A 24,589-nucleotide genomic window follows, 5' to 3' on the forward strand; every position below is an offset into this window, starting at 1 on the left:
AATTGACGTCCGTCAAAACCGGGCCGCGACCGGCAACACACAATGCCTCGTATACCTTGCGGACCAATAACCACAAGCGGAAGTACCATGGCCAATCATCTACCGATCGAGAGCATCATGCGCTCCGGCGTTCCTGTGCACTGTTCCCCGGACACACCCCTGAACCGTGCGGCGCAGCTGATGGCCGAGCATGGCTGTAGTTCCATTGTGGTCATGGCCGGCGGGGAGCCGCTGGGTATCTGGACCGAGCACGATGCACTGCTGGTGAACTTCTCCGACCCGGATTCGCTCCACCGTCCCATTGCCGACGTCATGAGCACACCGGTCGCCACCCTCATCACCGGAACCAGTATAGCCGAGGCGGCCATGCGGTTCCGGCAGGAACACCGGCGGCATTTTCTGGTGACCGACGCCCGGGGCGAAATTGTCGGCATTCTGAGCCAGAGTGATATCGCCATGAACCAGGGCCTGGAACCCTACCTGAGGTTGCGGGAAGTCCACTCTGCCCTCGGCGACCGTCCATTGATGATCACTGGCGAGGTAAAGCTCTCCGCCGCTGCCCGCCTGATGCACCAGACCCACCATGATGCCGCACTTATCCTGTGTGAAGACGAAGGTCCCGGAGTGATCACCGAACGGGATATGCTGCGGTTTATCAGCAATTATCCCGGCGACACACCCGTTGCGTCGCTGGCCAGTCGCCCATTGCAGACCATCGGCATGAGCGAGCCTCTGATCCGCGCCCGGGACCTGCTGCTGGAAAAACGTATACGACACCTCGGAGTCACCAACCATGACGGCGAGCTGATGGGCCTGCTGGGCTTCTCGGACCTGATCGCCGGTGCTGAACACATGTACCTTGAGGACCTGAGGACCACCCTTGAGCAGCGTGACGCAGCCCTCGCCCAGTCACGCCGCCACCTCCAGCTAGCCGAAAGGGTGATCGAGTCTTCCCTTGAGGGCATCATAATCACGGATCCGCAGCTGACCATTCAGTTCGTAAACCCGGCCTTTACCCAACTCACCGGTTATCAGCCGGAAGAAGTTATTGGCCGAACACCGGCCATACTCTCATCCGGCCGCCACGACTCGGAGTTCTACCGGGAAATGTGGGAGACGCTGAGCAGTACCGGCCGGTGGCGGGGAGAGGTCTGGAACCGGCGCAAAGGTGGCGAGCTTTACCTCGAGCTACTCACCGTCACCGCAATCCGCGATGAGGACGGCAATGTAACGCACTACGCCGGCCTGTTCACCGACATCACCCAGCACCGCCTGAACGAAGAGCGTATTCGCCAGCTGGCCTATTACGATGCCCTGACAGGCCTGCCCAACCGGCGCCTGCTGGAAGACCGCCTGCAGCATGCCATTCGCCACGCCCACAGGAAGCAGCAGATGCTGGCAGTCATGTTCGTAGACCTTGATCATTTCAAGGCCGTCAACGATAGTCATGGACATGCCGCCGGCGACCACCTGCTGACGGAAATTGCCGGACGGCTGCAAAGCTGCCTTCGGGAAGACGATACCCTGGCACGTCTGGGCGGCGATGAATTTATTGTACTTCTCCCCGAACTGGACAGTTCCGAGCACGCCATACGGGTTGCACATCGCCTGATCGAGGCCAATGCGCGGCCCTATCGCTGCGGTGATGCCCTGCTCAGGGTGGGCTCCAGCATTGGCATCAGCCTGTACCCCCTCGACGGCGAAACCGCCGATGCCCTGATGGAGAGGGCAGACGAAGCGATGTACCAGGCCAAGGCCGCAGGCCGTAACCAGTTCCGGCTCACCGGACTGGAAACTGACGACAACCAGGCAGAGCGGATGGCAGAAAACCTGCCCCACGCCTGAATCAGGAGGAAGGAATCATGGCAAGACTCAAAGACAAGGTAGCGATTATCACGGGTGGCAGCGGCGGCATCGGCAAGGTAACCGCCCGTCGTTTCCTGGAGGAAGGTGCCCGGGTGGTGCTGGTGGATCTCCGGGAAGAGGACCTGAAAGCCGCCGCCGAGGAATTGAAAGACGCTGGCAAGGTTGTGACGGTGGCTGCCGATGTATCGCAGGAGGAAGATGTCGCCGCCTACGTCAGGAAGACCATGGATGAATTCGGCCGAATCGATGTTTTCTTCAACAACGCCGGCATTGAGGGCAAGGTTGCCCCCATCACAGACCAGAAAATCCAGGACTTCGACAAGGTTATTGCCGTGAACGTGCGCGGCGTATTCCTGGGCCTGCACCATGTACTGAGGGTTATGCAGCAACAGGGTTCCGGCTCGGTCATCAACATGTCCTCGGTGGCCGGCCTGATGGGCAGCCCGGGGGTCGCACCCTATGTGGCGTCCAAGCATGCCGTGGTTGGCATTACCAAGTCGGCCGCACTGGAGATGGGCCCCCATGGTGTAAGGGTCAATTCGGTACACCCCTCCCCCGTGAATACCCGGATGATGCGTTCACTGGAAGAAGGCTTTCAGCCGGGTCACGCAGAGGAGGCCAAGGCAGCTTTGACCGCCAGTATTCCCCTTGGCCGCTACGGCGAATCCATCGATATCGCTAACGTCGTCGTGTTCCTGGCGTCGGAAGAATCCGGTTTCGTGACCGGGGCCCAGTATCGCATCGACGGTGGCATGGGCGCCCACGGCTGATTCGCATACCGCGTTGCCCGGCGTGAACCAGTTCCCCGGGTAACGCTTTATTACGCCCAGTTACAGCTCCCTGACAATTTTCCACCCTGGGACCATTGCCAAAACCCACGCCAGCGACAAAACTGGCCGGGGCCAATTCCCTTTTGCATCATTTAACAAAACCAACAAATGCAGGCGGCACATACGTTGCGCCTGGCAGGAGAGTTTTACAGATGAAAATCCGCACGCTGCTGGTCGCTCTGAGCCTGTCACTGGCTTCACTGACGTCCGTTGCTGAAACGCTCAAGCTGGGCCTGAATTATCCCCAGTCCGGCCGCTACCAGGACCAGGGCCTGCAGCAGCGGCTTGGAGCCTTCCTGGCCGTTGAGGAGATCAACCAGCAGGGGGGCATTCTGGGACAACCGGTAGAGCTTGTCATTCGTAACACCCGCAGTGACCCTGAACGGGGAGCTCGCAACACCGCAGACCTGATTGATAACCACGATGTGCAGATGGTGTTTGGCGGGGTGTCCTCTGCCGTCGCCATTGCCTCTGGCAAGGCTGCAAAGGAACGGGACCGGATTTACTTCGGCACCCTGACCTACTCCAATGCCACCACGGGCAGTGCCGGCCACACTCACATGTTCCGTGAACCCTACAACGCCTGGATGTCAGCCAAGGCCCTTGGCGCATACCTCAGCGAAGAGTTCAGTGACAGCGAATACTACTACATCACCGCGGACTACACCTGGGGATGGTCAGTTGAGGAATCCCTTCGCCAGTTCACCGGCACCACCGATACCAGCGCCCACCCTGGCATTACCACACCCTTCCCAACGGCCCTGACCAGCGATTTCCAGGCCGCGCTGGATGAGGCCGCAGCCAGCGACGCAGATGTGCTGGCACTGGTACTCTTCGGCGACGACATGGTTCGGGCAATCAATATCGCCTACTCCATGGGGCTACATAAACGCATGCAGATCGTTGTTCCCAACATCACCCTGGGAATGGCGCGACAGGTCGGCCCCACCATTATGGAAGGCGTCATCGGTGCAGCTCCATGGGTCTGGAACCTGCCGGCAGAGAAGGGTTATGAACGGGGCGAAGCGTTCGTGAAGGCCTTTTCAGACCGGTACGAAATGCGTCCATCGTCAGCGGCGGCATCCGCATACAGCATTGTGCACCAATACAAAGATGCGGTGGAACGGGCCGGCACCACCCGTACCGCTGCGGTCATTCGGGCCCTGGAAGGCCACCGTTACAGCTTGCTGAAAGATGAGCAGGAATGGCGGGCATTTGACCACCAGAACGTACAGTCTGTTTATGTAGTCAAGCTGCGACCCCGGGAGCAGGTACTGGCGGATGAATACTCGGCCAATTACTTCGAGATTGTCTATTCCCTGCCCGGCAATGAGGCTGCCCGAACTCTGGAGGAGTGGCAGAGCGATCGGCGAAAGGCAGGAATGCCCCTAACCCTTCAATAACACATAAAGGAGATAACCACCGTCATGATACGCCGCCTTGCCCTGGCCTTTGCTCTGCTGCTGACAAGCCTGTCCTGCGTGGCCCAGGAGGCCCTGAAAATCGGGCTCAACTATCCCCAGTCCGGCCGCTACGAGTACCTCGGCCTGCAACAGCGTCTGGGGGCTTTCCTGGCCGTCGAGGAGATTAATGCGTCAGGGGGCATCCTGGGACGCCCCGTTGAAATGGTGATTCGTAACACCCGGCTCAACCCGAAACGCGGTGTCGCCAACGTTCAGGAAATGATTGACGAGCACGATGTCCAGATGATTTTCGGCGGTGTTTCATCCGCGGTAGCAATTGCTTCCGGCAAGGCCGCGAAAGAACGGGACCGCATTTACTTCGGTACCCTAACATACGCCAATGCCACCACCGGCAGCGCCGGCCACACCCACATGTTCCGCGAATCGTATAACGCCTGGATGACGGCCAGCGCCATCGGACAGTACCTGGCCGAGCACTACAGCGACAAAAAGTACTTCTACATTACCGCCGATTACTCCTGGGGCTATTCGGTGGAGGAATCCATGCGCACCCAGTCCGGAACTGACGATACCGAGCGCCACCCGGTTACCCGGACCCCCTTCCCTAACGCCCGTACCCAGGACTTCCAGGCCGCGTTGGAGGCCGCGGAAGCAAGTAATGCCGACGTGCTGGTGCTGATTCTCGGTGGGGGCGACATGGTTCGCGCAGTGAACATAGCCCATGACATGGACCTGAAGGAGAAAATGCAGATTGTCTGGCCTAATACCAGCCTGGGCACGGCCCTGCAACTGGGCCCCTCGCTGATGGAGGGCATTATCGGTGCTGCCCCATGGTTCTGGAACCTGCCCTATGAGAAAGGCTATGACCGGGGGATCGAGTTCGTCGAGGCCTTCTCGGATGCCTACAACATGCGGCCGTCTTCGGCGGCGGCCTCGGCATACAGCATTGTCTACCAGTACAAGGACGCGGTGGAACGGGCCGGCACCACCAATACCGCCGACGTGATCAAAGCGCTTGAGGGCCATCGCTATTCGCTGCTGAAAGACGAACAGGAGTGGCGGGCTTTTGATCACCAGAACGTGCAGTCGGTCTACGTGGTGCGTATGAAGCCGAGGGCGGAAGTGCTTGAAGACAAGTACTACAGCGCATTCTACGAGATCCTGGACACGGTTCCCGGGGAAGAAGCTGCCCGAACATTGGAGCAATGGCAGGAGGCCCGGCGCAAAGCCGGTGCCCCACTGACACTGCAATAACGGCTCTGGCGCCTGTATAGCCTCAGGTTTGCTGCAGGCGCCGGACCGCTTCCAGCCAGCCGGCGTACAGCCGGTCCCGGTCATCCTTTGACATGGTCGGCTCGAAACGTCGCTCGCACCGCCAAAGCTTTTCGATGTCGTCCAGGTCCCTGTACACCCCGGCTTGCAGGCCCGCAAGAAACGCGGCACCCAGGGCGGTGGTCTCGATCACCTCTGGCCTGTCGACCGTGGCCCCGAGAATATCTGCCAGGAACTGCAGTACCCAGTTATTCACCACCATGCCGCCGTCGACCCGAAGCGCCACCGGGCGGACACCATCGTCTTCCATGGCCTTCTGCAGGTCCTTGGTCTGATAGCACACGGACTGCAGCCCGGCGGTGACGATCTCCTTGATACCGGTATCCCGGGTCAGGCCGAACATTGCCCCCCTCGCCTTGGGGTCCCAGTGGGGCGCTCCCAGGCCAGTGAACGCGGGAACCAGGTAGACGCCATGGTCCACCGGAGTCTGTTCCGCCAGCATTTCACACTCATCGGCCATGCGGATCAGGCTGAGGCCATCCCGCAGCCACTGGATGGCCGCCCCGGCAATGAAGATGCTGCCTTCCAGGGCGTAGGTGGTCTTTCCATTCAGCCGATACCCTACCGTTGTAAGCAACCGGTTGGACGATTTCAGCGCACGGTCGCCAGTGTTGAGAATCAGGAAGCAGCCGGTGCCATAGGTGCTCTTCGCGGTACCCTCGGCAAAACAGGTCTGGCCAAACAGGGCCGCCTGCTGGTCCCCGGCAATACCGCCGATCGTCACACCACCGGCGGGCAGATGATCGGCGATGGTGCCAAAGTCAGAGGCACAATCGCGGACTTCCGGTAACAGCGACCCGGGAATGTCGAACAACTTCAGCAAGTCCGGGTCCCAGCACTGTTCATGGATATTGAACAACATAGTGCGGGAGGCATTGGTGGCATCCGTCAAAAACGATCGGCCGCCGGTGAGGCGCCAGAGCAGGAAGGTGTCCACGGTGCCGAACGCAAGTTCGCCTCGCTCGGCCCGCTCCCGTGCACCTGTTACATTATCCAGCACCCAGCGGATCTTGGTGGCAGAGAAATAAGGGTCAATCAGCAGGCCCGTACGCTCGGTCACCAGCGGCTCGTGGCCGTCCTCCTTCAGCTGCTGGCACAGGCCGGCGGTACGGCGGTCCTGCCAGACAATGGCATTGTGCACCGGCTTGCCGGTTTCCCGGTCCCACAGAATGGTCGTTTCCCGCTGATTGGTAATACCCACCCCCAGGATCTGGTCAGCGGTAACACCACTGTGGTCCAGCACCGCCTGGCAGGTGGCAACCACCGTGTCCCAGATAGCCTCCGGGTCATGTTCCACCCAGCCACTGTCGGGGTAGATCTGGTCAAATTCCTGTTGTTCCACGGCATGGATCCGGCCTTCCCGGGTGAACAGGATGGCCCGGGAACTCGTGGTGCCCTGGTCAATGGCCAGCAGGTACTGTGTCATGGGTGGTCATGCTCCTTCTTATTGTTGTGTCCGCTTTCGGTCGTCAGTCATTGTGGTCCCGGAAAAACAGGGTGGCGCCCTTTTCCGCCTCCGATGCCCCTTGGCGGAACCAGCTGAACAGCTCTCGGCCCAGCCCGGACTGATTGCCGGAGAGATCCGGGACCGCCGGCTCACGGGAGGCCAGTTCATCCTCGCTCAGGGCGATGGAAAGCTGCCCCCGGGTGGCGTCCACCCGAATCATATCACCATCACGTACACGGGACAGGGGGCCGCCCCGGGCCGCTTCCGGGTATACGTGGATGGCTGCAGGCACCTTTCCGCTGGCGCCGGACATGCGCCCATCGGTGACCAGTGCTACCCGGTAGCCATGGTCCTGCAGGCTGCCCAGGTATGGGGTCAGCTTGTGCAGTTCCGGCATGCCGTTGGCCACCGGTCCCTGCCAGCGCACCACCGCCACGAAGTCCGAGTTCAGCTCACCACGTTCGAACGCCTCTGCCAACTGAGACTGATCATCGAATACCCGGGCAGGCGCCTCCACTACCTGGTGTTCCGGCGCCACCGCTGAGGTCTTGATAATGCCCCGGCCCAGGTTACCCTCAACGACCGTAAGCCCGCCTTCAGCTGCAAAGGCCGCAGATACCGGTCGCAGGACGCTGGAATCCGCACTTGCCGTTGCCGCCGGCCGCCACCGCAGCTCCCCGTTTTCGAGCACCGGTGACTGCGTGTAAGCACTCAAGCCCTTGCCTACGACCGTGTCCACATCCTCATGGAGTAAGCCTGCATCGAGCAGCTCGCGTATCAGCAGCGGTGTTCCCCCGGCCTGGTGGAAGTGGTTTACATCGGCGTCGCCATTCGGGTAAATGCGAGTCAGTAGCGGCGTGGCCCGGGACAGCTCGGAATAGTCATCCCAGTCAATATGGACGCCCGCGGCCCGGGCAATAGCCACCCAATGCAGGGTATGGTTGGTGGACCCCCCGGTGGCCAGAAGGGCGACCAGTGCGTTGACAATGCTTTTTTCAGAAACCATGTGGGCAAGCCCCTGGTCACCGCCATTGGGCCGCGAAAGCCTTATGACCTGCTCTGTTGCAGCCCGGGTCAGTGCCTCCCGAAGCGGCGTGCCAGGATTCACGAAAGCCGCGCCAGGCAGGTGCAGGCCCATCACCTCAACCAGCAACTGGTTGCTGTTGGCTGTGCCGTAGAAGGTACAGGTCCCGGGACTGTGGTACGACTGGCTTTCTGCCTCCAGTAACTCCTCACGGCCCACCCTCCCCTCGGCGTACAACTGGCGGATACGTTGTTTTTCCTTGTTCGGCAGTCCCGAAGGCATCGGACCGGCCGGCACCAGTACTATGGGCAGATAACCAAAGCTGAGCGCACCGATCAGCAGACCGGGTACGATCTTGTCACAGATCCCCAGCAGCAGGGCGGCATCAAACATATTGTGGCTCAGGGCGACAGCCGTACTCATGGCGATCACATCCCTTGACACCAGGCTGAGCTCCATTCCTGGCTGGCCCTGGGTGACGCCATCACACATTGCCGGCGTACCACCAGCGAACTGGGCCACCGAACCCATGCCATGGGCGGCCTGGCGAATCACATCGGGAAAAGTGGCGTAGGGCTGGTGGGCAGAAAGCATGTCATTGTATGCCGACACCATGGCCACATTGGCCTGGTTCATCAGCTTCAGTGTCTGCTTGTCGCCAGGCTGGCAGGCGGCAAAACCATGGGCCAGGTTGCCACATGAGAGTGCAGCGCGGTGGGGCGACTGACGGCCCAGGGCGTCCATCCGCCGAAGGTAGTCTTGCCGGCTGTCGCGACTGCGCCGGATAATCCGTTCAGTAACCCGGGTAACCGTGGGGTGCATCGAAGCGCTCCTTCACCATTCTGTTACACTCTGACAGTACCATGACTACTGAGTTACCCATACGTACTGTCGCCATACAAGGAACCCCAACACCATGCCAGAGCAGCTGCGGCGCACCAAGATTGTCGCCACCCTCGGCCCCGCCACTGATGCACCCGAGGCCCTTGAGCGCATTATCCGCGCTGGGGTGGATGTCACCCGCCTCAACTTCTCCCATGGCAGCGCCCAAGAGCATGGCGAGCGGGCGCGACAGGTACGGGAAGCTTCCGCCCGGGCAGGCCGTTTTGTGGCGATACTCGCGGACCTGCAGGGGCCAAAGCTGCGCATTGCCCGCTTCCGAGACAACAAGGTGACCCTGAGGGCAGGCCAGACCTTCGTACTGGACGCCGCGATGGACAAGGAAGCCGGCGATGACCAGGCCGTTGGCATCGACTACGAGCAGCTCATCCGCGACGTGGTACCCGGCGATATCCTGGTACTTGACGATGGACGGATCGAGATGGAAGTCACCGGGGTAGACGACCACAGCATCACCTCCACAGTGCTGATCGGCGGCCCCCTGTCCAATAACAAGGGCCTGAACAAACGCGGTGGCGGCCTGTCCGCCGATGCCCTGACCAGCAAGGACCGGGAAGACATTGTAACCGCGGCCCGGCTGGCAGCAGACTATGTGGCCGTCTCCTTCGTCCGCACCGCCGACGACATGCACACCGCCCGCCACTTGCTGAGGGACGCTGGCTCCCAGGCTGCCCTGGTGGCCAAGATCGAACGAGCCGAACTGGCCCACGACACCGAAGCGCTGGACTCGGTAATCCTGGCCTCTGACGCCGTTATGGTCGCCCGGGGTGACCTGGCTGTGGAAATCGGTGATGCCGAGCTGGTCGCCGTCCAGAAACACATCATTGGTCGTGCCCGTGCCCTGAACCGGGTCGTTATCACCGCCACCCAGATGATGGAGTCCATGATCGACAACCCCATGCCAACCCGGGCGGAAGTCTCCGACGTGGCCAATGCGGTGATGGACTATACCGATGCCGTCATGTTGTCCGCCGAGACCGCCGTGGGCGATTATCCGGTGCAGGCAGTAGAAGCCATGGATCGCATCTGCAAGGGTGCCGAACGTCACCCTTCCATGCATCAGTCAGGCCACCGCATGCACGAGGAAATGGAAAGGGTGGATGAAGCCATTGCCCTGTCAGCCATGTACGCCGCCAACCACCTGCAGGGGGTTACCGCCATTATCTGCCTCACCGAAACAGGTGCCACGCCCCTGCTAATGTCCCGCATCAAGTCCGGACTGCCCATCTTTGCCTTTTCCCGACACTTCTCCACCCAGCACAAGGTGGCACTGTACCGTGGTGTGCAGACGGTTCCCTTTGACTCGGCAGAGGTTTCGCCGGACCAGACCAACGCCCTGGCGGTCAAACAGCTGCAGGACCGGGGCATCGTCAACCCCGGTGACCTGGTGGTGGTGACCAAGGGCGACTATGTCAATGCGCAGGGCGGAACCAACACCATGAAAATCCTGCGGGTTGGTGACGACATCCGTTAAGCGACGTCTGCCTAACCCTTGCAGCTGGCGAGGCTCTCCCTTGCCAGCTCGCCAATACCAGCCCAGTCCCCCGTGCGGACCCTGGACTCCGGGGTCAGCCAGGTCCCACCCACCGTCATGACATTATCCAGTGACAGATATTCGCTGGCTGTATTCTGGCGTATGCCTCCCGTCGGACAGAAAGTCACATCCGGAAAGGGCCCTGCGAAGGCCTGAAGGGCCTTCACCCCGCCGGACACGGCTGCCGGAAAAACTTGAACGAACGGTAACCCAGCTCATAACCCAGCATCAGCTCGGAAACCGTTGCCACGCCCGGCAGCAAGGGCGCGTTCGCCGTCAGGCCGTAATCCAGGAGCCGTGGAGTTATGCCGGGGCTGACCACAAACCCGGCTCCGGCACTCTCTGCCCGACGATAAGCGGCCGGGTCGGTCACGGTTCCCGCACCTATAAATACATCACCGGGTAGCCGCTTGCTCAGCAATTCGATGGCTGGCAGGGCCGCGGGGGTTCGCAGGGTAATTTCCAGCACACGGATGCCCGCCTCAAGCAGCGCATCGGCCAGCGGCGCCGCATCCTCCTCCCGATGCAGGGAAATTACCGGAATGATGGGACCCGCCGCGAGAACCGCTTCAATTCGCTGTTTCTGTTCGTGCGATAACTCTGTCATGAGCGCATTTCTCCTGCTTCCGACCCCCTCAGGGGCACCAGAAAACCTCCAGCGGTTGTTGGAAAAACACCCGTATGGGCCTTTCACTTAACGCCTGCGGCTGGGCGAGGGCCAGCTCCAGTGCCTTTCGTTTACCTTCACCCTGAAGCAACAACAGGGTTGCATTTGCCCCCGAGAGGGCGCTCGCGCTGAGTGAGAGCCGCCTGGTATCCTTCGATGATGGTGTCATGGCGATCACCAGGGGCGCATCCTTTGCCAGGCCTTGTTGCAGTTCGGGGGCACCAGGGAACAGGGAGGCTGTGTGGCCGTCCTCACCCATCCCGAGAACCACAACTGCGGCCGGCCAGGGTAGCTCCCTCAGCCGGGTGCTGGCCTCAGTAGCGGCAGCCACGGGATCAGCTTGCCCGTCAGACACTAACTCGTGAAGCTGTGCCTCTGCAGCCCTGTGCTGCAGCAAAAACTGCCGGATCATGCGGCTGTTGCGTGCCGGGTCATCCTTCGCCACCCAGCGTTCATCCGTCGGCACCACGTGGACCCTCGCCCAGTCCAGGTCGGCAGCCGACAATCGACGCAAGAATGCCTCTGGCGTCCTGCCACCGGAAACCACCAATAATGCCTCGCCGTGTTGAGTCAGAGCCTGGCGTAACTGATCGACAACCCTTACTGTCAGCGCTTCGGCGAGTGTTCGGGAGTCCTCACCCCGGTACAGGGCAACTCCCGTCCCCGGGATCACTTCAGGCGTCTTCATACCAGCTCCGATTGTCCCGCGTGATCATGGCGATAGACGCTACCGGTCCCCAGGTGCCAGCGGCGTAACGTTTGGGGTGGGCACCGCATTCCTCGCAATTGGCAAGCAGCTGGTCCACCCAACGCCAGGCAAACTCCACCTCATCACGGCGGACGAACAGGTACTGATTGCCTTTCATGACTTCCAATAACAGCCTCTCATAGGCATCGGGAATCCTGTCGGTCGCAAACGCCTCCGCAAAGGTCAGTTCCAGGGGCCCCTGGCGCAGCCGCATGCCACGACTCAGCCCCTGATCCTTGGTGAGTATTTGCAGGGCCATACCCTCATCCGGCTGCAGGCGGATGATCAGCTTGTTGTTGGCCAGGTGTTTCTGGTCCGGGTCAAAAATGTAATGGGGCGCCGGCTTGAAGTGAACAATTACCTCTGAACGCTTTTCGGGCAGCCTCTTGCCGGTTCGGATATAGAATGGCACCCCAGCCCAGCGCCAGTTCTCGATTTCCACCTTGAGGGCGATGAACGTTTCAGTGTGACTGGGACCCTCGGCATCCTCCTCTTCCAGGTAGCCCGGTACCGGGATGCCTTCGGCCGTTCCGGCGGTGTACTGCCCCCGCACCAGGTGGCTGCTTATCCGCTCCGGCGTCAGGGGTGAGAGCGCCTTGAGAACTTTCACCTTTTCATCACGGATACTGTCGGGTGACAGGTCCGAGGGCGGGTCCATCGCCAGCAGGCACAGTAACTGCAGCAAATGGCTCTGCACCATGTCCCTCAGCTGTCCTGCACTGTTGAAATAAGACCAGCGCCCTTCTACCCCCACGCTTTCCGCAACGGTGATTTCCACGTGGGAAATATGGTTCTGATCCCATTGCGAGGCAAACAGGTTGTTGGCGAAACGCAGGGCGATCAGGTTCTGCACCGTTTCCTTGCCCAGGTAGTGGTCGATCCGGTAGATGTTCTCCTCCAGGAAAGCCCTCGCCAACTGGTCATTAAGCTCCCGGGAGGAAGCGAGGTCATGACCGATGGGCTTTTCCACCACGACCCGCGTGTGGTCGTCACAGATACCCGCACTGAAAAGGTTCGCGGTGATCCTGCCGTAAAGCCCGGGGGGCGTGGCATAGTAGAACACCAGTGTATTCGTACCAGGACCCTGCCGGTGCCAGTCTCCCAGCTCCGGGTAAGCCGGTGCATCAGTAAAGTCCAGCTTCAGATAGCTTACCCGTGCAAGAAACCCGTCAAGTACCTCCGGCTCCAGGCTGCTTTCGTGCAGTTGTCCGGCCAGGCTCTCGCGGATATGGCGACGGGCCTCGTCCGGTTCATAGTCACGCCTCGCCAACGCCAGGATCCGGCTGTCGTCTGACAACAGCTCCGCCCGATGCAACTGGTACAGCGCAGGAAACAGCTTTTTCAGGGCCAGGTCACCCATGGCTCCGAACATGACCAGGTCACAGGCTTGTCCTCCACTCCCCATTTTGGTGCCTCCAGGTGGTCAGATACCGGGTTTTAACAGAATCATACAAAAAGCATGACAATACCCCAGGGGGATTGCCAGTGGTGTCCCGGAAATGTTTCCGAGGGGGCAGAGACCTCAGAGGCAAGCACTGGATTAAGGAATCAGCCAGACGAGACACCAGTGAGGCCGGGCAGCCAGACTCTGCCCAAAAAAGTCTGCCGCGGGAAACCCGGGGCAGACCTTGTTGATCACCGTTTCAGGTAACGGAGCGATCAGGGACGTTCAATCTCGGCCTGGTCACGAAGTGTCCGGGCATAGGCGTTATATTCCTGCTGCCCATTCAACTGCGCCAGGAACTGCGCCATGTTGCGCACTTCTTCGCTGTCGGCGTCCACCTCGCCGTCGGCCACCCCGGACAGGGCAATAACGAACAGGTCAGAGCCCGCTTCAGCGGTACCAAAGCTGAAACCAGCTTCGTCCGGAGAGGGCAGCGAGAACGCGACCGCTTGTACCGGCGCAGGCACCGCAGACTGATTGCGTGCCACACCCTCATAGACTGTCCAGTCGTCGCCTTCCGGACTGACCTCACCACTACGGAGCTGCTCGAGCAACTGATCAGCCTGTTCCTGCAGCAGTGCCAGCGTACGCTCACGCTCCAGACGATCACGCACCTCGCCGGTCACTTCCTCTAGCGGCTGCGGCGCTTCCGGATGATGCTCGGTAACCCGTGCCACAACCGCGGTCGCCTGGTCCACATCGATCAGCTCAGTATTAAACCCGTCTTCCAGTACATCGCCGGAAAAGAGCTGACGCACCAGGCCGGCGTGGTTGAACGGCGCCTCGTTACCCTCCCGGGTGACACCGGAGCGTGTTTTTACCTCAAGGCCAAACTGCTCTGCCGGCTGCTCCAGGGTGTCAGCTGAAAACGCCATGTCGGCCAGCTCTGTCCGCTGGCGGGCAAACTCATCACCGGCGCGGGCCCGGGCCAGCTGATTGCGAATTTCCGGCGCCATTTCGTCAAAGCTGGCGGGCTCAGAGGTACGGATATCGAGCAGCTTGATGAAGTGGATGCCATACTCTGTTTCCACCGGACCGGCCACTTCGCCCTCTTCCAGCGACAGCATGGCTTCATCATAGGCACCACCAAGGTCGCCCTCTCTCAGGTAACCAAGGTCACCACCCTGCTCCGCTGACAGTGGATCATCGGAAAACTCCCGGGCCAGGTCGGCGAACTCTTCCCCTTCATCCAGGCGCTGCCGTACGGCCTCAACACGTTCAGCGGCGTTATCACCATCCTCAATCAGTATGTGAGCGGAACGACGCTCCTCATAGCTTTGCTCGGCAACCAGCTCATCATAGCGCTGACGAACCTCGTCTTCAGGCACGTCAACCTCCCTGGCTACATCTTCCAGTGACAGCTCGATATAGGCTACGTCCACCGATTCAGGACGGGTGAACCGCTGCTGGTTCTCGTTATACCACTGCTCAATGTCGGCGTCGGAAATGTCCACCTGGTCGGCAACGGATGCCGCCTCAAGCCTCCGTGTGCTGAACTCCCGGGTCTGGCTCTGAATCGCCAGGACCTGGCGGGCGGCTTCTGACGGAGCAATACCGCCACGGATCACCGCGGTACGAATCTGGTTGCTGACATAATCCCGCTTGAGCAACTCCCGGAACTCGCCAACGCCCATTCCCAGGTTACGAACAAAGGAGGTAAAGCTCTGCTGGTTGAATTCACCGTTTACCTGGAACTGGGGCATGCTGACAATCAGTTGGTCGACCCCCTGGTCAGTGAGTTCCAGGCCCTGGTTACCAGCGTCCTGGGCCAGCACCTCTGCCTGGATCATGCTTTCCAGCACTTCCTGGCGGATCCGGTCTTCGTCCAGCAGGGTGGGATCCGGGTTTTCCATCTCACTGAGGCGTTGCTGGCTGGCAATCTGTACCATCCGCAGGTATTCACGCTCGGTAATATCCTCGCCGTTGACGGTGGCGACTTCCGGTTCACCGCGGAAACCGCCGACAATGGCGTCCATACCCCAGATTGACAGGGAAACGATCAATACAGCGATGATTATCTTGGCGATGGTGCCCTGGGCATTGTCCCGAATATCTTGAAGCATGTTCCTCCCGGATCGCTCGACCCTCTGTACCGTCCAGATGGCACCAGGTTCAGCGTCAGGCCTCGTTCAGCGTTGCTCTGGAAACAGTCAGCAAGGTGGTCCGGAACAAGGGGGCCGGAACTTTGGACACTGACTGAACGTAAAAAGGCGCACCCGGAATGGAATGCGCCTTGAATTCGGGCAGGGCGGCACAGGTGACTCGATCCCGGCACCGCCTGCCGAAGGAGTCCGTTACTTGACGGCGTCCTTCAGAGCCTTACCTGCCTTGAACCCGGGCACCTTGGAGGCCGGGATCTTGATCTCGGCACCAGTCTGCGGGTTGCGGCCAGTACGTGCGGCGCGCTCCTTGACAGAGAAAGTACCAAAGCCGATCAGAGTGACCTGATCGCCTTTCTGGAGAGCGCCGGTGATGGAGTTGGTCATCGCATCCAGGGCACGGCCAGCGGCGGCCTTGGAGATATCGGCAGACTCTGCAATTGCATCGATAAGTTCGGACTTGTTCACACTAAACCCCTTCGATTTCAGGTTGGAGAAGTTCTCGGTCTGTTTATTTTTCTCGGACGTTTCCGACTATCGCATAAGCGGTCGGAGAATTCCATTCTTCGCTTTTTTTATTCCCTGCGGTTGTTAACCGGTCCACGGAATAGGTCTTGATTGCGCGGGAGCCCTTGGTATTGGCTGCTTCACGGCGAAACAGTTATACCAACGGGCTCTCCGGCATGTCAACAAAGCACTCAGCTTTTAATGTGTGTTGATTCGCTCTCCGGCATCACCTTCGTCATCCCGGGCACCACTTGCCTGGCCCTGGGTGGCGGCGGTCTCGGTCAGTGGCTCGGGGGTGTACTCCAGTGCGATATCGAGTACCTCATCAATCCACTTCACCGGACGGATCTCCAGGGACTCCTTGATATTATCCGGTATCTCCTTGAGATCACGGACATTTTCATCAGGAATGATGACGGTCTTGATACCACCACGATGAGCCGCCAGCAGCTTTTCCTTGAGCCCACCAATGGCCAGGACCCGGCCGCGCAAGGTAATTTCACCGGTCATCGCAACGTCCGCCCTGACCGGAATACCGGTGAGCGAGGAAACCAGCGCAGTACACATACCAATGCCAGCACTGGGCCCGTCCTTCGGGGTCGCACCTTCCGGAACGTGAACGTGAAGATCCTGCTTTTCGTGAAAATCGTCACGAATCCCAAGCCCCGGTGCCCTGCTCCGGACCACCGTCAGGGCCGCCTGAATGGACTCCTGCATCACATCTCCAAGTGAGCCGGTCTTGACCACACGTCCCTTACCTGGGGTGACGGCGGTTTCGATGGTCAGCAATTCGCCACCAACCGACGTCCAGGCAAGGCCAGTCACCGAGCCAACCTGGTTCTTCTCTTCAGCCAGGCCATACTTGAACTTGCGGACACCAGAATAGTCTTCGAGCTTTTCCGGGGTCAGCTCGAGGGCGGTCTTCTCACCCTTCTGCACATGCTCACGTACCACCTTCCGGCAGATCTTTGCCAACTCTCGCTCAAGGCCCCGTACACCAGCCTCCCGGGTGTAGTAGCGGATCAGGTCCCGCAGGGTCTGTTCCGGCACCAACAGCTCATCCTTTTTCAGGCCGTTGGCCTTGAGCTGTTTTGGCAGCAGATATTTCAGGGCTATGTTGACCTTCTCATCCTCGGTGTAACCTGGGATACGGATGATTTCCATCCGGTCCAGGAGCGCCGGCGGGATATTCATGGAGTTGGAAGTACACACGAACATGACATCAGACAGGTCGTAGTCCACTTCCAGGTAATGATCGTTGAAGGTGTGGTTCTGTTCCGGGTCAAGCACCTCCAGCAATGCCGAGGCGGGATCACCACGATGATCCATGCCCATCTTGTCGATCTCGTCGAACAGGAACAGCGGGTTCTTTACCCCCACTTTTGACAGCTTCTGAAGCAACTTGCCCGGCAACGCACCGATATAGGTCTTGCGGTGGCCGCGGATTTCAGCCTCATCACGTACGCCACCCAGGGCCATGCGGGTGTACTTGCGATTGGTCGCCCGCGCAATGGACTGACCCAGGGAGGTCTTGCCCACACCGGGGGGGCCAACCAGGCAAAGTACCGGACCCTTTACCTTCTTAACACGGCTCTGGACTGCCAGGTATTCCAGGATACGGGTCTTGACCTCGTCCAGACCGTAATGATCCTCGTCCAGGATCTCGCGAGCCTTTTCGATATCGTGGCGAACCCGGCTTCGCTTCTTCCAGGGAATGGAGAGCATCCAGTCGATATAACCCCGCACCACGGTGGCTTCCGCCGACATCGGGGACATCATCTTGAGCTTGTTGAGTTCGGCATCGACTTTCTTGCGGGCCTCTTCCGGCAGGCCGGCTTCCTCGATCTTCTGTTCAAGTTCGTCGAAGTCACCGCCACCCTCTCCCAGGGAGCCCATCTCTTTCTGGATGGCCTTCATCTGTTCGTTGAGGTAGTACTCCCGCTGGCTCTTCTCCATCTGCTTCTTGACGCGACCACGGATGCGTTTTTCCACTTCGATCAGGTCGATCTCGCTGTCCAGCCGGCCCAGCAGCAATTCAACGCGATTGCGTATATCCAGCGCTTCCAGCAACTCCTGCTTTTCAGGCACTTTCAGCTCAAGGTGCGCAGCCATGGTATCCGCCAGGCGCTCCAGTTCATCAATGCCCTGCAATGCGCTGGACACTTCCGACGGCACCTTGCGGGACATTTTGACGTACTTCTCGAACTCTTCACTGAGGGTCCGTACCAGCACATCCTCTTCCCGCTCTGGCAGGGAATCGGTCTCGAGCACACTGGCCGTAGCGGTCAGGTATTCACCTTCAGCCACGGCATCGAGGCTGGCGCGCGCGTTGCCTTCAACCAGCACCTTCACCGTACCGTCCGGCAGACGCAACATCTGCAGGACAGTAGCCAGGGTACCGACATCAAAGACGTCCGACGGGCCAGGATCATCGGTGCCTGCATCCCGCTGCGAAACCAGCAGGATTTCCTTGCTACCCTCCATGGCCGCTTCCAGGGCCTGGATAGACTTTTCACGCCCCACAAACAGCGGAACCACCATGTGGGGGAAAACAACCACGTCCCGAAGGGGAAGCATAGGGTATTCGGTACGGGTTTCAGGTGTCGGGGTCATAAGGAATCCTCTGACGACATTTCTTTCAGCATACCACCGAACATTGGGGTTATTCGCGGGATTGCAATGTTTTTACAAGGGCTTTGCCCCATAGAAATCCATCCATGAGGCAATAGTCGAAAACGGCGAGCGGCGGGCACAAAAAAAGGGCGTTGCCGCCCTTTCTTCGTGCACGGGAAGATCCCTGTACCTTTGACTTCAGTCTTCCGGAACCGCCTTGGCGTGATCACTGCTTGCGTAGATCTTGAACGGTTCGGAATCGCCGTTGATCACGCTTTCATCAATCACCACCTTGGTCACGCCAGGTTCTGAAGGGATCTGATACATGGTGTCCAGTAGCGTCGCCTCCATGATGGACCGCAGCCCACGAGCCCCGGTCTTGCGCTCCATGGCCTTGCGGGCCACTGCACGCAGGGCATCGTCCCGGAAATCCAGCTCAACCCCCTCCATGTCAAACAGCTTCTGGTACTGCTTGGTGAGGGCGTTCTTGGGCTCCGTCAGGATCTGCACCAGGGCTTCTTCGTCCAGTTCCGTCAGGGTGGCAACCACCGGCAAGCGACCGACAAACTCCGGAATCAGGCCATACTTGACCAGGTCTTCGGTCTCGACATTACGAATGATATCGCCGGTATTCCTGGTATCGTCCTGACTGGCGACAGACGCCGAGAACCCGATGCTGTTCTTTTCGGTACGCTCCCGGATAACCTTGTCCAGCCCGGCGAAGGCACCACCACAAATGAACAGCATGTTGCCGGTATCCACTTGCAGGAATTCCTGCTGGGGATGCTTCCGACCGCCCTGGGGCGGTACCGAGGCAACCGTTCCTTCGATCAGCTTCAGCAGTGCCTGCTGTACACCCTCACCGGACACATCCCGGGTAATGGACGGGTTGTCGGACTTGCGGGAAATCTTGTCAATCTCGTCGATGTAGACAATACCCCGCTGGGCCTTGTCGACGTCATAATCACACTTCTGCAGCAGCTTCTGGATGATATTCTCGACGTCTTCGCCTACATACCCGGCTTCGGTCAGCGTGGTGGCATCGGCGATGGTGAATGGCACATTGAGCATACGTGCCAGGGTCTCTGCCAGAAGCGTTTTACCACTACCGGTAGGACCGATCAGCAGAATGTTGCTCTTGCCGAGTTCCACATCACCCTTGCCTTCGCCATAGCGCAGACGCTTGTAGTGATTGTAGACAGCCACCGACAGCACCACCTTGGCACGGTCCTGGCCAATCACATATTCATTGAGGGTGTTGCGGATTTCCGAAGGTGTCGGCAGGCGGTCACTGGCCTCTTCCTGTGCACTTTCCTGGATTTCCTCCCGGATAATGTCGTTACACAGGTCGACACACTCGTCGCAGATGAATACCGACGGCCCTGCTATGAGCTTACGGACTTCATGCTGGCTTTTTCCGCAAAACGAGCAGTACAGCAACTTGCCGTTATCGTCGCCCCTGCCGTTTCTGTCATCTGCCATTGAATTACCTCTGGTCTGGTTTTCGGTGCCAATGTGTGGCCTGGTATGCACCGTTACCGCCTTGGAACCTTATAAGAGTACGCGGCCACACACCGATTCGACTACCGTCAGTATTATTTATTCGGGACGCGCTTATCAAGTACGGTATCGATAAGCCCGTACTCCTTCGCCTGGTGCGGATCCATGAAGTTATCCCGGTCGGTATCCCTGGCGATCGTCTCCAGGTCCTGTCCGGTATGTTCCGACAGAATACGGTTCAGGGTGTCACGGATTTTGAGAATCTCCTTTGTATGGATCTCGATATCCGTGGCCTGTCCCTGGTAACCGCCCAGAGGCTGGTGAATCATCACCCTGGAATTGGGCAGGCACGCCCGCTTGCCGGCGGCACCGCCTGCAAGGAGGAATGCGCCCATACTGGCAGCCTGTCCAACGCACAGTGTCGCAACGTCGGGCTTGATAAACTGCATGGTGTCATAGATGGACATACCAGCCGTTACGGAGCCACCAGGGCTGTTGATGTACAGGTGAATGTCCTTGTCCGGGTTTTCGGACTCCAGGAACAGCATCTGCGCGACAATCAGGTTGGCCATGTGGTCCTCTACCGGACCGACCATGAAGATCACCCGCTCCTTCAGGAGCCGTGAGTAAATATCGAAAGACCGCTCACCACGAGAAGTCTGCTCGATGACCATCGGAATCAATGCCGCGTTGGCGTCCATGGAGGAACCATCAAAAGGTTTCTGGGACATGTGTGCCTGCACTCCTTATCGGATTCGGACTGAATGGTTCTGAACAAAGAAACAGCCGGGCGGACCGGCTGTTTCTCCTCCGGGCGCTCAGCCCGGGGCAAGTGCCTGGCACTTAGCCCCGCTGTTGCTGGGCCGCCTGGATGACGTCGTCGTACTTGGCTTTATTTTCCTTAACTTTGGCCTGATCAAGGACAAAGTCAACCACCGCATCTTCCAGTACAACAGACTCGATCTGAGCCTTCTGCTCCGGATTGCTGTTGAAGTGGGTAACCACTTCTTCTGGCTGCTCGTAGGTAGAGGCGATCTCGCGGATCTTCTCGTCAACCTTCTCATCATCAGCCTTCAGGTCGTTAGCCTTGACGATTTCCTGGAACAGCAGGCCGGTTTTGACACGGCGAGATGCCTGGTCCTGGAAGATTTCCTTCGGCAGCTGCTGCGGATCCATCTGTCCGCCAAAACGTTGTACGGCGTCATTGCGAAGACGATCAATTTCCTGGTCAATCAGCGCCTGCGGAACCTCTACCTCGGTCGTTTCCAGCAGGCCATCAACCACGTCATTCTTCACTTTGGCAGACATGGCCTGTTTGAGTTCCCGCTCCATGTTCTTCTTCACTTCCTCGCGGAAGGCTTCCTCGGAGTCAGCCTCGATACCGAAACGCTGGAAGAACTCCTCGTTCAATTCAGGCAGCTGGGCTTCTTCGACTTTCTTGACGCTGATTTCGAACTTCGCCGGCTTACCCTTGAGGTCCTCGTTATGGTAGTCCTCGGGGAAGGTCACCTCGACCTCGATGTCTTCACCGGTCTTGGCGCCAACAATGCCTTTCTCGAAACCGGGGATCATCTGGCCAGAACCCAGCTCCAGGCGATGGTCCTGGGCTTCGCCGCCCTCAAAGGCTTCACCATCAATGTAACCCTTGAAGTCAATGGTTACGGTGTCCTTGTTCTTGGACTTGCGCTTGACTTCCTTCATGGTGGCCTGCTGACGACGCAGGTTATCGATCATCTTGTCGATATCCTTGTCGGTCACCTCGGCGACCATCTTCTCGACCTCGATCTTGCTCAGGTCACCGAGTTCGATTTCCGGCAGAACCTCGAAAATGGCAACGAACTCCAGGTCCTTGCCCTCTTCCATCGTCTTCGGCTCGAAACGGGGCCAGCCCGCCGGGGACACATCACTCTCTTCCAGTGCCTTGACGTAACTGTCACGCATGACTTCGCCAACCACTTCCTGGCGAACGCTGTCACCGAAACGACGCTTGACTACCTTGTAGGGCACCTTGCCGGGACGGAAGCCATTCATACGGACGGTGCGCGCGGTTTCCTGAAGACGCTTTTCAACCGCCTTGTCAATTTCCTGGGCGGGCACACCAATCGTCATCCGACGTTCGATGTTTGACGTCGTTTCAACAGACACTTGCATGGAAGTTCCTCAAATTACCGAATCAGTTAAGTGGATTTGGGTTTGGTTAAAAGGCGTAGTCTATCACGGAACAAACAATGGAGAGAATCACCTGGAACGCAGGAAATCGGGCATCGAATGGCAGGAAAGCGATTTTGTGACCGGAATACGGGAGAGGGCCTAGGATTCGCATATCAACCGGCGCAGCATCGCAGAATGCGTCAGGAACTTCCGCATTAGTAGGTGCAGGAGCCAACCCACCCCACCTCCCACACCCATACGCTAGCCACCCATCCCTGCTTATGGCCTCATAATTGCTTAAGCTAAGCAATTAATACCCCATCTACACGGAGCACCTTATGGAGATCAACCTGCCCGACGTTGTCGCGGAAGTCACTGCTGTGTTCGAGCAGTATGAAAAAGCCCTGATCGAGAATGACGTCGAGGTACTCGACGGCCTGTTCTGGAACGACCCCCGAGTGGTCCGCTACGGCGCCGGTGAAAACCTCTACGGCTACGACCAGATTGCTGAATTCCGTAAATCCCGGCCCTCGAAGGGGCTGGAGCGCACTTTGCGCAACACCGTCATCACCACCCACGGCACGGACCTGGCGACGGTCTGGACCGAATTCCTGCGGCCCGGCGTGAACCGGGTCGGCCGCCAGAGCCAGGTCTGGACCCGTCAGCCAGAGGGCTGGCGGGTGGTGGCCGCCCACGTCTCGTTCATGGACGCCTGAGCCATCCCCTGTCGGCACCGGAACCAACCCGGAACTGAACCCTGTACACACCTCATCTCATCAGGTCGTCAGCATCACCATCCTGTGATGGATGGCGGCCTGAGCCTGCATCGTTTTAGGACAGACCTGCACGAACTCCGTGCATAACCACTCCATTCCAAACACTGCCCGACCGTATTCACGGACATAATGACAGTATCTATCTGTTTCTATGCATTAAATTATACCTGGCATTACTTGTGCTTATTGTATGCAATCCAAGTTACCTGCAACAGGAGTCTGTCGGGCATGCAGATTACCGGGCTATTCCACATCGCCATCAAGACGTCGAACCTGGCCGCCACCGTGGCCTTCTATGAGGCGTTCATCGGCCTGCACACGGTCACACGTCCGGATTTCGGCTATCCCGGCGCCTGGCTCGCCACCCCCGGTGGTGAAGCCATCATTCATGTCTACGCCGGAGGTCCGGCGCTGGGACCAGACGGCATTGTCGCCACCGGTACGGCGGCCATTGACCACGTTTCCCTGAACGCCACCGGCTATCACCGCTTTCGTGACGCCTTCGCAACCGCAGGCCTCGACTGGCGGGAGTTTCTCGTGCCGGGCACGGATCTCTGGCAACTGTTCATCTACGACCCCAGCGGAGTGCAGCTGGAACTGACTTTCGACGGCCGGACGGAGGAAGGGCCGCCACCAGAAATGAGTGAACACCGGTGCTACCGCGCCGGAACCTGTTTTTTCAACCCAGACCTCTACCGTCACCTCGGGAGTTAACCCCATGATCAAACGCTTCCCCCCGCTGCAGCGCGCAGCACTCGCAACCACTGTCTGTATCAGCCTGATGACGGCCGGCATGGCCGCTGCCGCCGATCTGGTCCGGGTCGGCTCCTTCCCGGTCGCATCATCCTTGCCCTATTACGTTGCCAAGGACCGGGGCTACTTTGCCGAACAGGGCATTGAAACCGAGGAGGTCCGTCTGATGGGTGGCCCGGCTCTGCTCAGCGCTCTTATTTCGGGCCAGATCGACGCGGCTGCCAACCTGGTCACCCTGGAAGGCATGAACGGCAACCTGCTGCGTGCCGGCGTTGCCACCTACATTGCCATCAATGGCCAGAACACCGAGTACCCGATGGAGCAGTACGTCGCCCATGGCCGGCTCGGCATCGAAACCCTGGAAGAACTCGTCAATGTGGACAAGCGTCCGCTGAGGGTCATGTCGGCACCGGGGCCGGCCAATATGGCGGTGGCCCGGGCGGGTCTGTCGGCCGTCGGGCTGACCGAAGGCCAGGACTACATCCTCAACGAGCTGGCCATGAACCTGCACGTCGAAGCCATGCTGGCGGGCACCTTTGATCTGGGCATGACGCTGGAACCCAATGCCACGGTCATGCTGGGCCGCGGCAACCTGGTGGCTATTGAGTCCGGCATCATCGCCAACCGGGTGATCCAGCGTGAGGGTGCCCAGGCCTGGGCCGCCGGTGCTGCTCTCAATCAGGCCTTTATCGACGCCAATCCGGATGTTGCCCGACGCTTTGCCCTGGCCTGGAGCAAGGCGGTAGACGACATCGCCAATGACCCGGGCGCCCGCGAGTCCCTGAAAGGCAACACCTTTACCCCGGATGACATTGCCGCCACCGTGCCGCTGCCGAAATTCACCATGATCAAGGACCTGGACGATCAGGATCTTGCGGACTTCCAGACCTTCCTCGACTGGGGCACTGAACTGGGCCTGATGCGCCAGAACGTCGCTGCCAGCACCTTCCTGAAAGACCTGGAGAACTGACACC

18 protein-coding genes and 1 pseudogene are annotated in these 24,589 nt (G+C 59.3%); 8 read left to right on the top strand and 11 right to left on the bottom strand.

The features are described from left to right. Positions 1-87: 87 nt before the first annotated feature. From LJ360_RS12215 to LJ360_RS12230, 4 genes are all read left to right on the top strand, one after another. Complete coding sequence (locus LJ360_RS12215) at positions 88-1,845, top strand: diguanylate cyclase domain-containing protein (protein ID WP_264994102.1); 1,758 nt, start codon at positions 88-90, stop codon at positions 1,843-1,845. A gap of 17 nt (positions 1,846-1,862) precedes the next feature. Further along, positions 1,863-2,636 (top strand): SDR family NAD(P)-dependent oxidoreductase, encoded by a 774-nt coding sequence (locus LJ360_RS12220; protein ID WP_091848463.1) that lies wholly within the window; start codon positions 1,863-1,865, stop codon positions 2,634-2,636. Positions 2,637-2,848: 212 nt separating this feature from the next. Further along, entirely contained in the window at positions 2,849-4,099 is a 1,251-nt protein-coding gene (locus LJ360_RS12225; RefSeq protein WP_264994103.1) for an ABC transporter substrate-binding protein, read from the top strand. Positions 4,100-4,123: 24 nt separating this feature from the next. After that, positions 4,124-5,374, top strand: a complete 1,251-nt coding sequence (locus tag LJ360_RS12230; protein ID WP_091848465.1) for an ABC transporter substrate-binding protein — start codon at positions 4,124-4,126, stop codon at positions 5,372-5,374. Positions 5,375-5,396: 22 nt separating this feature from the next. Here the strand turns inward: LJ360_RS12230 and glpK are convergent, their stop codons facing one another. Both glpK and edd read right to left on the bottom strand, forming a co-directional pair. Then, positions 5,397-6,878, bottom strand: a complete 1,482-nt coding sequence (gene glpK / locus LJ360_RS12235) for a glycerol kinase GlpK (RefSeq protein WP_264994104.1) — start codon at positions 6,876-6,878, stop codon at positions 5,397-5,399. A 43-nt stretch (positions 6,879-6,921) separates the two neighbouring features. After that, positions 6,922-8,745 carry a phosphogluconate dehydratase gene (gene edd / locus LJ360_RS12240; RefSeq protein WP_264994105.1) on the bottom strand — a complete coding sequence of 608 codons (1,824 nt, stop codon included), beginning with the start codon at positions 8,743-8,745 and terminating at the stop codon, positions 6,922-6,924. 94 nt (positions 8,746-8,839) lie between these two features. Between edd and pyk the strand changes: the two genes are divergently transcribed. After that, positions 8,840-10,297 carry a pyruvate kinase gene (gene pyk, locus LJ360_RS12245; protein ID WP_091848468.1) on the top strand — a complete coding sequence of 486 codons (1,458 nt, stop codon included), beginning with the start codon at positions 8,840-8,842 and terminating at the stop codon, positions 10,295-10,297. An 11-nt stretch (positions 10,298-10,308) separates the two neighbouring features. Here pyk and LJ360_RS12250 read toward each other — a convergent pair. The 9 genes and pseudogenes from LJ360_RS12250 to tig form a co-directional block, all read right to left on the bottom strand. Then, positions 10,309-10,964: pseudogene (locus LJ360_RS12250) on the bottom strand (bifunctional 4-hydroxy-2-oxoglutarate aldolase/2-dehydro-3-deoxy-phosphogluconate aldolase). Positions 10,965-10,992: 28 nt separating this feature from the next. Continuing rightward, positions 10,993-11,712 carry a 6-phosphogluconolactonase gene (gene pgl, locus LJ360_RS12255; protein WP_264994106.1) on the bottom strand — a complete coding sequence of 240 codons (720 nt, stop codon included), beginning with the start codon at positions 11,710-11,712 and terminating at the stop codon, positions 10,993-10,995. After that, positions 11,699-13,177: a glucose-6-phosphate dehydrogenase gene (zwf, locus tag LJ360_RS12260; protein WP_264994107.1), complete on the bottom strand. Its 1,479-nt coding sequence runs from the start codon at positions 13,175-13,177 to the stop codon at positions 11,699-11,701. Before zwf ends, pgl begins: the two co-directional genes overlap by 14 nt. Before the next feature lie 254 nt (positions 13,178-13,431). Beyond that, positions 13,432-15,279: a SurA N-terminal domain-containing protein gene (locus tag LJ360_RS12265; RefSeq protein ID WP_264994108.1), complete on the bottom strand. Its 1,848-nt coding sequence runs from the start codon at positions 15,277-15,279 to the stop codon at positions 13,432-13,434. Between the two features lie 231 nt (positions 15,280-15,510). Next, on the bottom strand, positions 15,511-15,783 hold the full coding sequence (locus LJ360_RS12270) for an HU family DNA-binding protein (RefSeq protein WP_091848473.1): 273 nt from the start codon (positions 15,781-15,783) through the stop codon (positions 15,511-15,513). 237 nt (positions 15,784-16,020) lie between these two features. Further along, on the bottom strand, positions 16,021-18,435 hold the full coding sequence (lon, locus tag LJ360_RS12275) for an endopeptidase La (RefSeq protein ID WP_264994109.1): 2,415 nt from the start codon (positions 18,433-18,435) through the stop codon (positions 16,021-16,023). Positions 18,436-18,633: 198 nt separating this feature from the next. Then, a complete protein-coding gene (gene clpX, locus LJ360_RS12280) occupies positions 18,634-19,917 on the bottom strand; it encodes an ATP-dependent Clp protease ATP-binding subunit ClpX (protein WP_264994110.1) in 1,284 nt (427 codons plus the stop codon). A gap of 113 nt (positions 19,918-20,030) precedes the next feature. Continuing rightward, positions 20,031-20,666, bottom strand: a complete 636-nt coding sequence (clpP, locus tag LJ360_RS12285) for an ATP-dependent Clp endopeptidase proteolytic subunit ClpP (protein ID WP_091848476.1) — start codon at positions 20,664-20,666, stop codon at positions 20,031-20,033. 112 nt (positions 20,667-20,778) lie between these two features. Next, entirely contained in the window at positions 20,779-22,086 is a 1,308-nt protein-coding gene (gene tig / locus LJ360_RS12290; RefSeq protein ID WP_264994111.1) for a trigger factor, read from the bottom strand. A gap of 338 nt (positions 22,087-22,424) precedes the next feature. Here tig and hpxZ point away from each other — a divergent pair, with 338 nt between their 5' ends. From hpxZ to LJ360_RS12305, 3 genes are all read left to right on the top strand, one after another. Continuing rightward, positions 22,425-22,802, top strand: coding sequence for an oxalurate catabolism protein HpxZ (gene hpxZ, locus LJ360_RS12295; protein ID WP_091848478.1), 378 nt, complete (start codon positions 22,425-22,427; stop codon positions 22,800-22,802). Positions 22,803-23,090: 288 nt separating this feature from the next. Then, positions 23,091-23,576: a glyoxalase gene (locus LJ360_RS12300; protein ID WP_091848479.1), complete on the top strand. Its 486-nt coding sequence runs from the start codon at positions 23,091-23,093 to the stop codon at positions 23,574-23,576. 4 nt (positions 23,577-23,580) lie between these two features. After that, complete coding sequence (locus tag LJ360_RS12305; protein ID WP_091848480.1) at positions 23,581-24,585, top strand: ABC transporter substrate-binding protein; 1,005 nt, start codon at positions 23,581-23,583, stop codon at positions 24,583-24,585. The last annotated feature ends 4 nt before the right edge of the window (positions 24,586-24,589 follow it).

Origin of the sequence: Marinobacter sp. AN1 (assembly GCF_026013985.1) — a bacterium.
Taxonomy (GTDB): domain Bacteria; phylum Pseudomonadota; class Gammaproteobacteria; order Pseudomonadales; family Oleiphilaceae; genus Marinobacter; species Marinobacter segnicrescens.

What these genes read in the sequence shown, in the direction of transcription:
- LJ360_RS12215 (WP_264994102.1), top strand. Translation starts at nt 88, where the DNA reads ATGGCCAATCATCTACCGATCGAGAGCATCATGCGCTCCGGCGTTCCT.
- LJ360_RS12220 (WP_091848463.1), top strand. Translation starts at nt 1,863, where the DNA reads ATGGCAAGACTCAAAGACAAGGTAGCGATTATCACGGGTGGCAGCGGC.
- LJ360_RS12225 (WP_264994103.1), top strand. Translation starts at nt 2,849, where the DNA reads ATGAAAATCCGCACGCTGCTGGTCGCTCTGAGCCTGTCACTGGCTTCA.
- LJ360_RS12230 (WP_091848465.1), top strand. Translation starts at nt 4,124, where the DNA reads ATGATACGCCGCCTTGCCCTGGCCTTTGCTCTGCTGCTGACAAGCCTG.
- glpK (WP_264994104.1), bottom strand. Translation starts at nt 6,878, where the DNA reads ATGACACAGTACCTGCTGGCCATTGACCAGGGCACCACGAGTTCCCGG.
- edd (WP_264994105.1), bottom strand. Translation starts at nt 8,745, where the DNA reads ATGCACCCCACGGTTACCCGGGTTACTGAACGGATTATCCGGCGCAGT.
- pyk (WP_091848468.1), top strand. Translation starts at nt 8,840, where the DNA reads ATGCCAGAGCAGCTGCGGCGCACCAAGATTGTCGCCACCCTCGGCCCC.
- pgl (WP_264994106.1), bottom strand. Translation starts at nt 11,712, where the DNA reads ATGAAGACGCCTGAAGTGATCCCGGGGACGGGAGTTGCCCTGTACCGG.
- zwf (WP_264994107.1), bottom strand. Translation starts at nt 13,177, where the DNA reads ATGGGGAGTGGAGGACAAGCCTGTGACCTGGTCATGTTCGGAGCCATG.
- LJ360_RS12265 (WP_264994108.1), bottom strand. Translation starts at nt 15,279, where the DNA reads ATGCTTCAAGATATTCGGGACAATGCCCAGGGCACCATCGCCAAGATA.
- lon (WP_264994109.1), bottom strand. Translation starts at nt 18,435, where the DNA reads ATGACCCCGACACCTGAAACCCGTACCGAATACCCTATGCTTCCCCTT.
- clpX (WP_264994110.1), bottom strand. Translation starts at nt 19,917, where the DNA reads ATGGCAGATGACAGAAACGGCAGGGGCGACGATAACGGCAAGTTGCTG.
- clpP (WP_091848476.1), bottom strand. Translation starts at nt 20,666, where the DNA reads ATGTCCCAGAAACCTTTTGATGGTTCCTCCATGGACGCCAACGCGGCA.
- tig (WP_264994111.1), bottom strand. Translation starts at nt 22,086, where the DNA reads ATGCAAGTGTCTGTTGAAACGACGTCAAACATCGAACGTCGGATGACG.
- hpxZ (WP_091848478.1), top strand. Translation starts at nt 22,425, where the DNA reads ATGGAGATCAACCTGCCCGACGTTGTCGCGGAAGTCACTGCTGTGTTC.
- LJ360_RS12300 (WP_091848479.1), top strand. Translation starts at nt 23,091, where the DNA reads ATGCAGATTACCGGGCTATTCCACATCGCCATCAAGACGTCGAACCTG.
- LJ360_RS12305 (WP_091848480.1), top strand. Translation starts at nt 23,581, where the DNA reads ATGATCAAACGCTTCCCCCCGCTGCAGCGCGCAGCACTCGCAACCACT.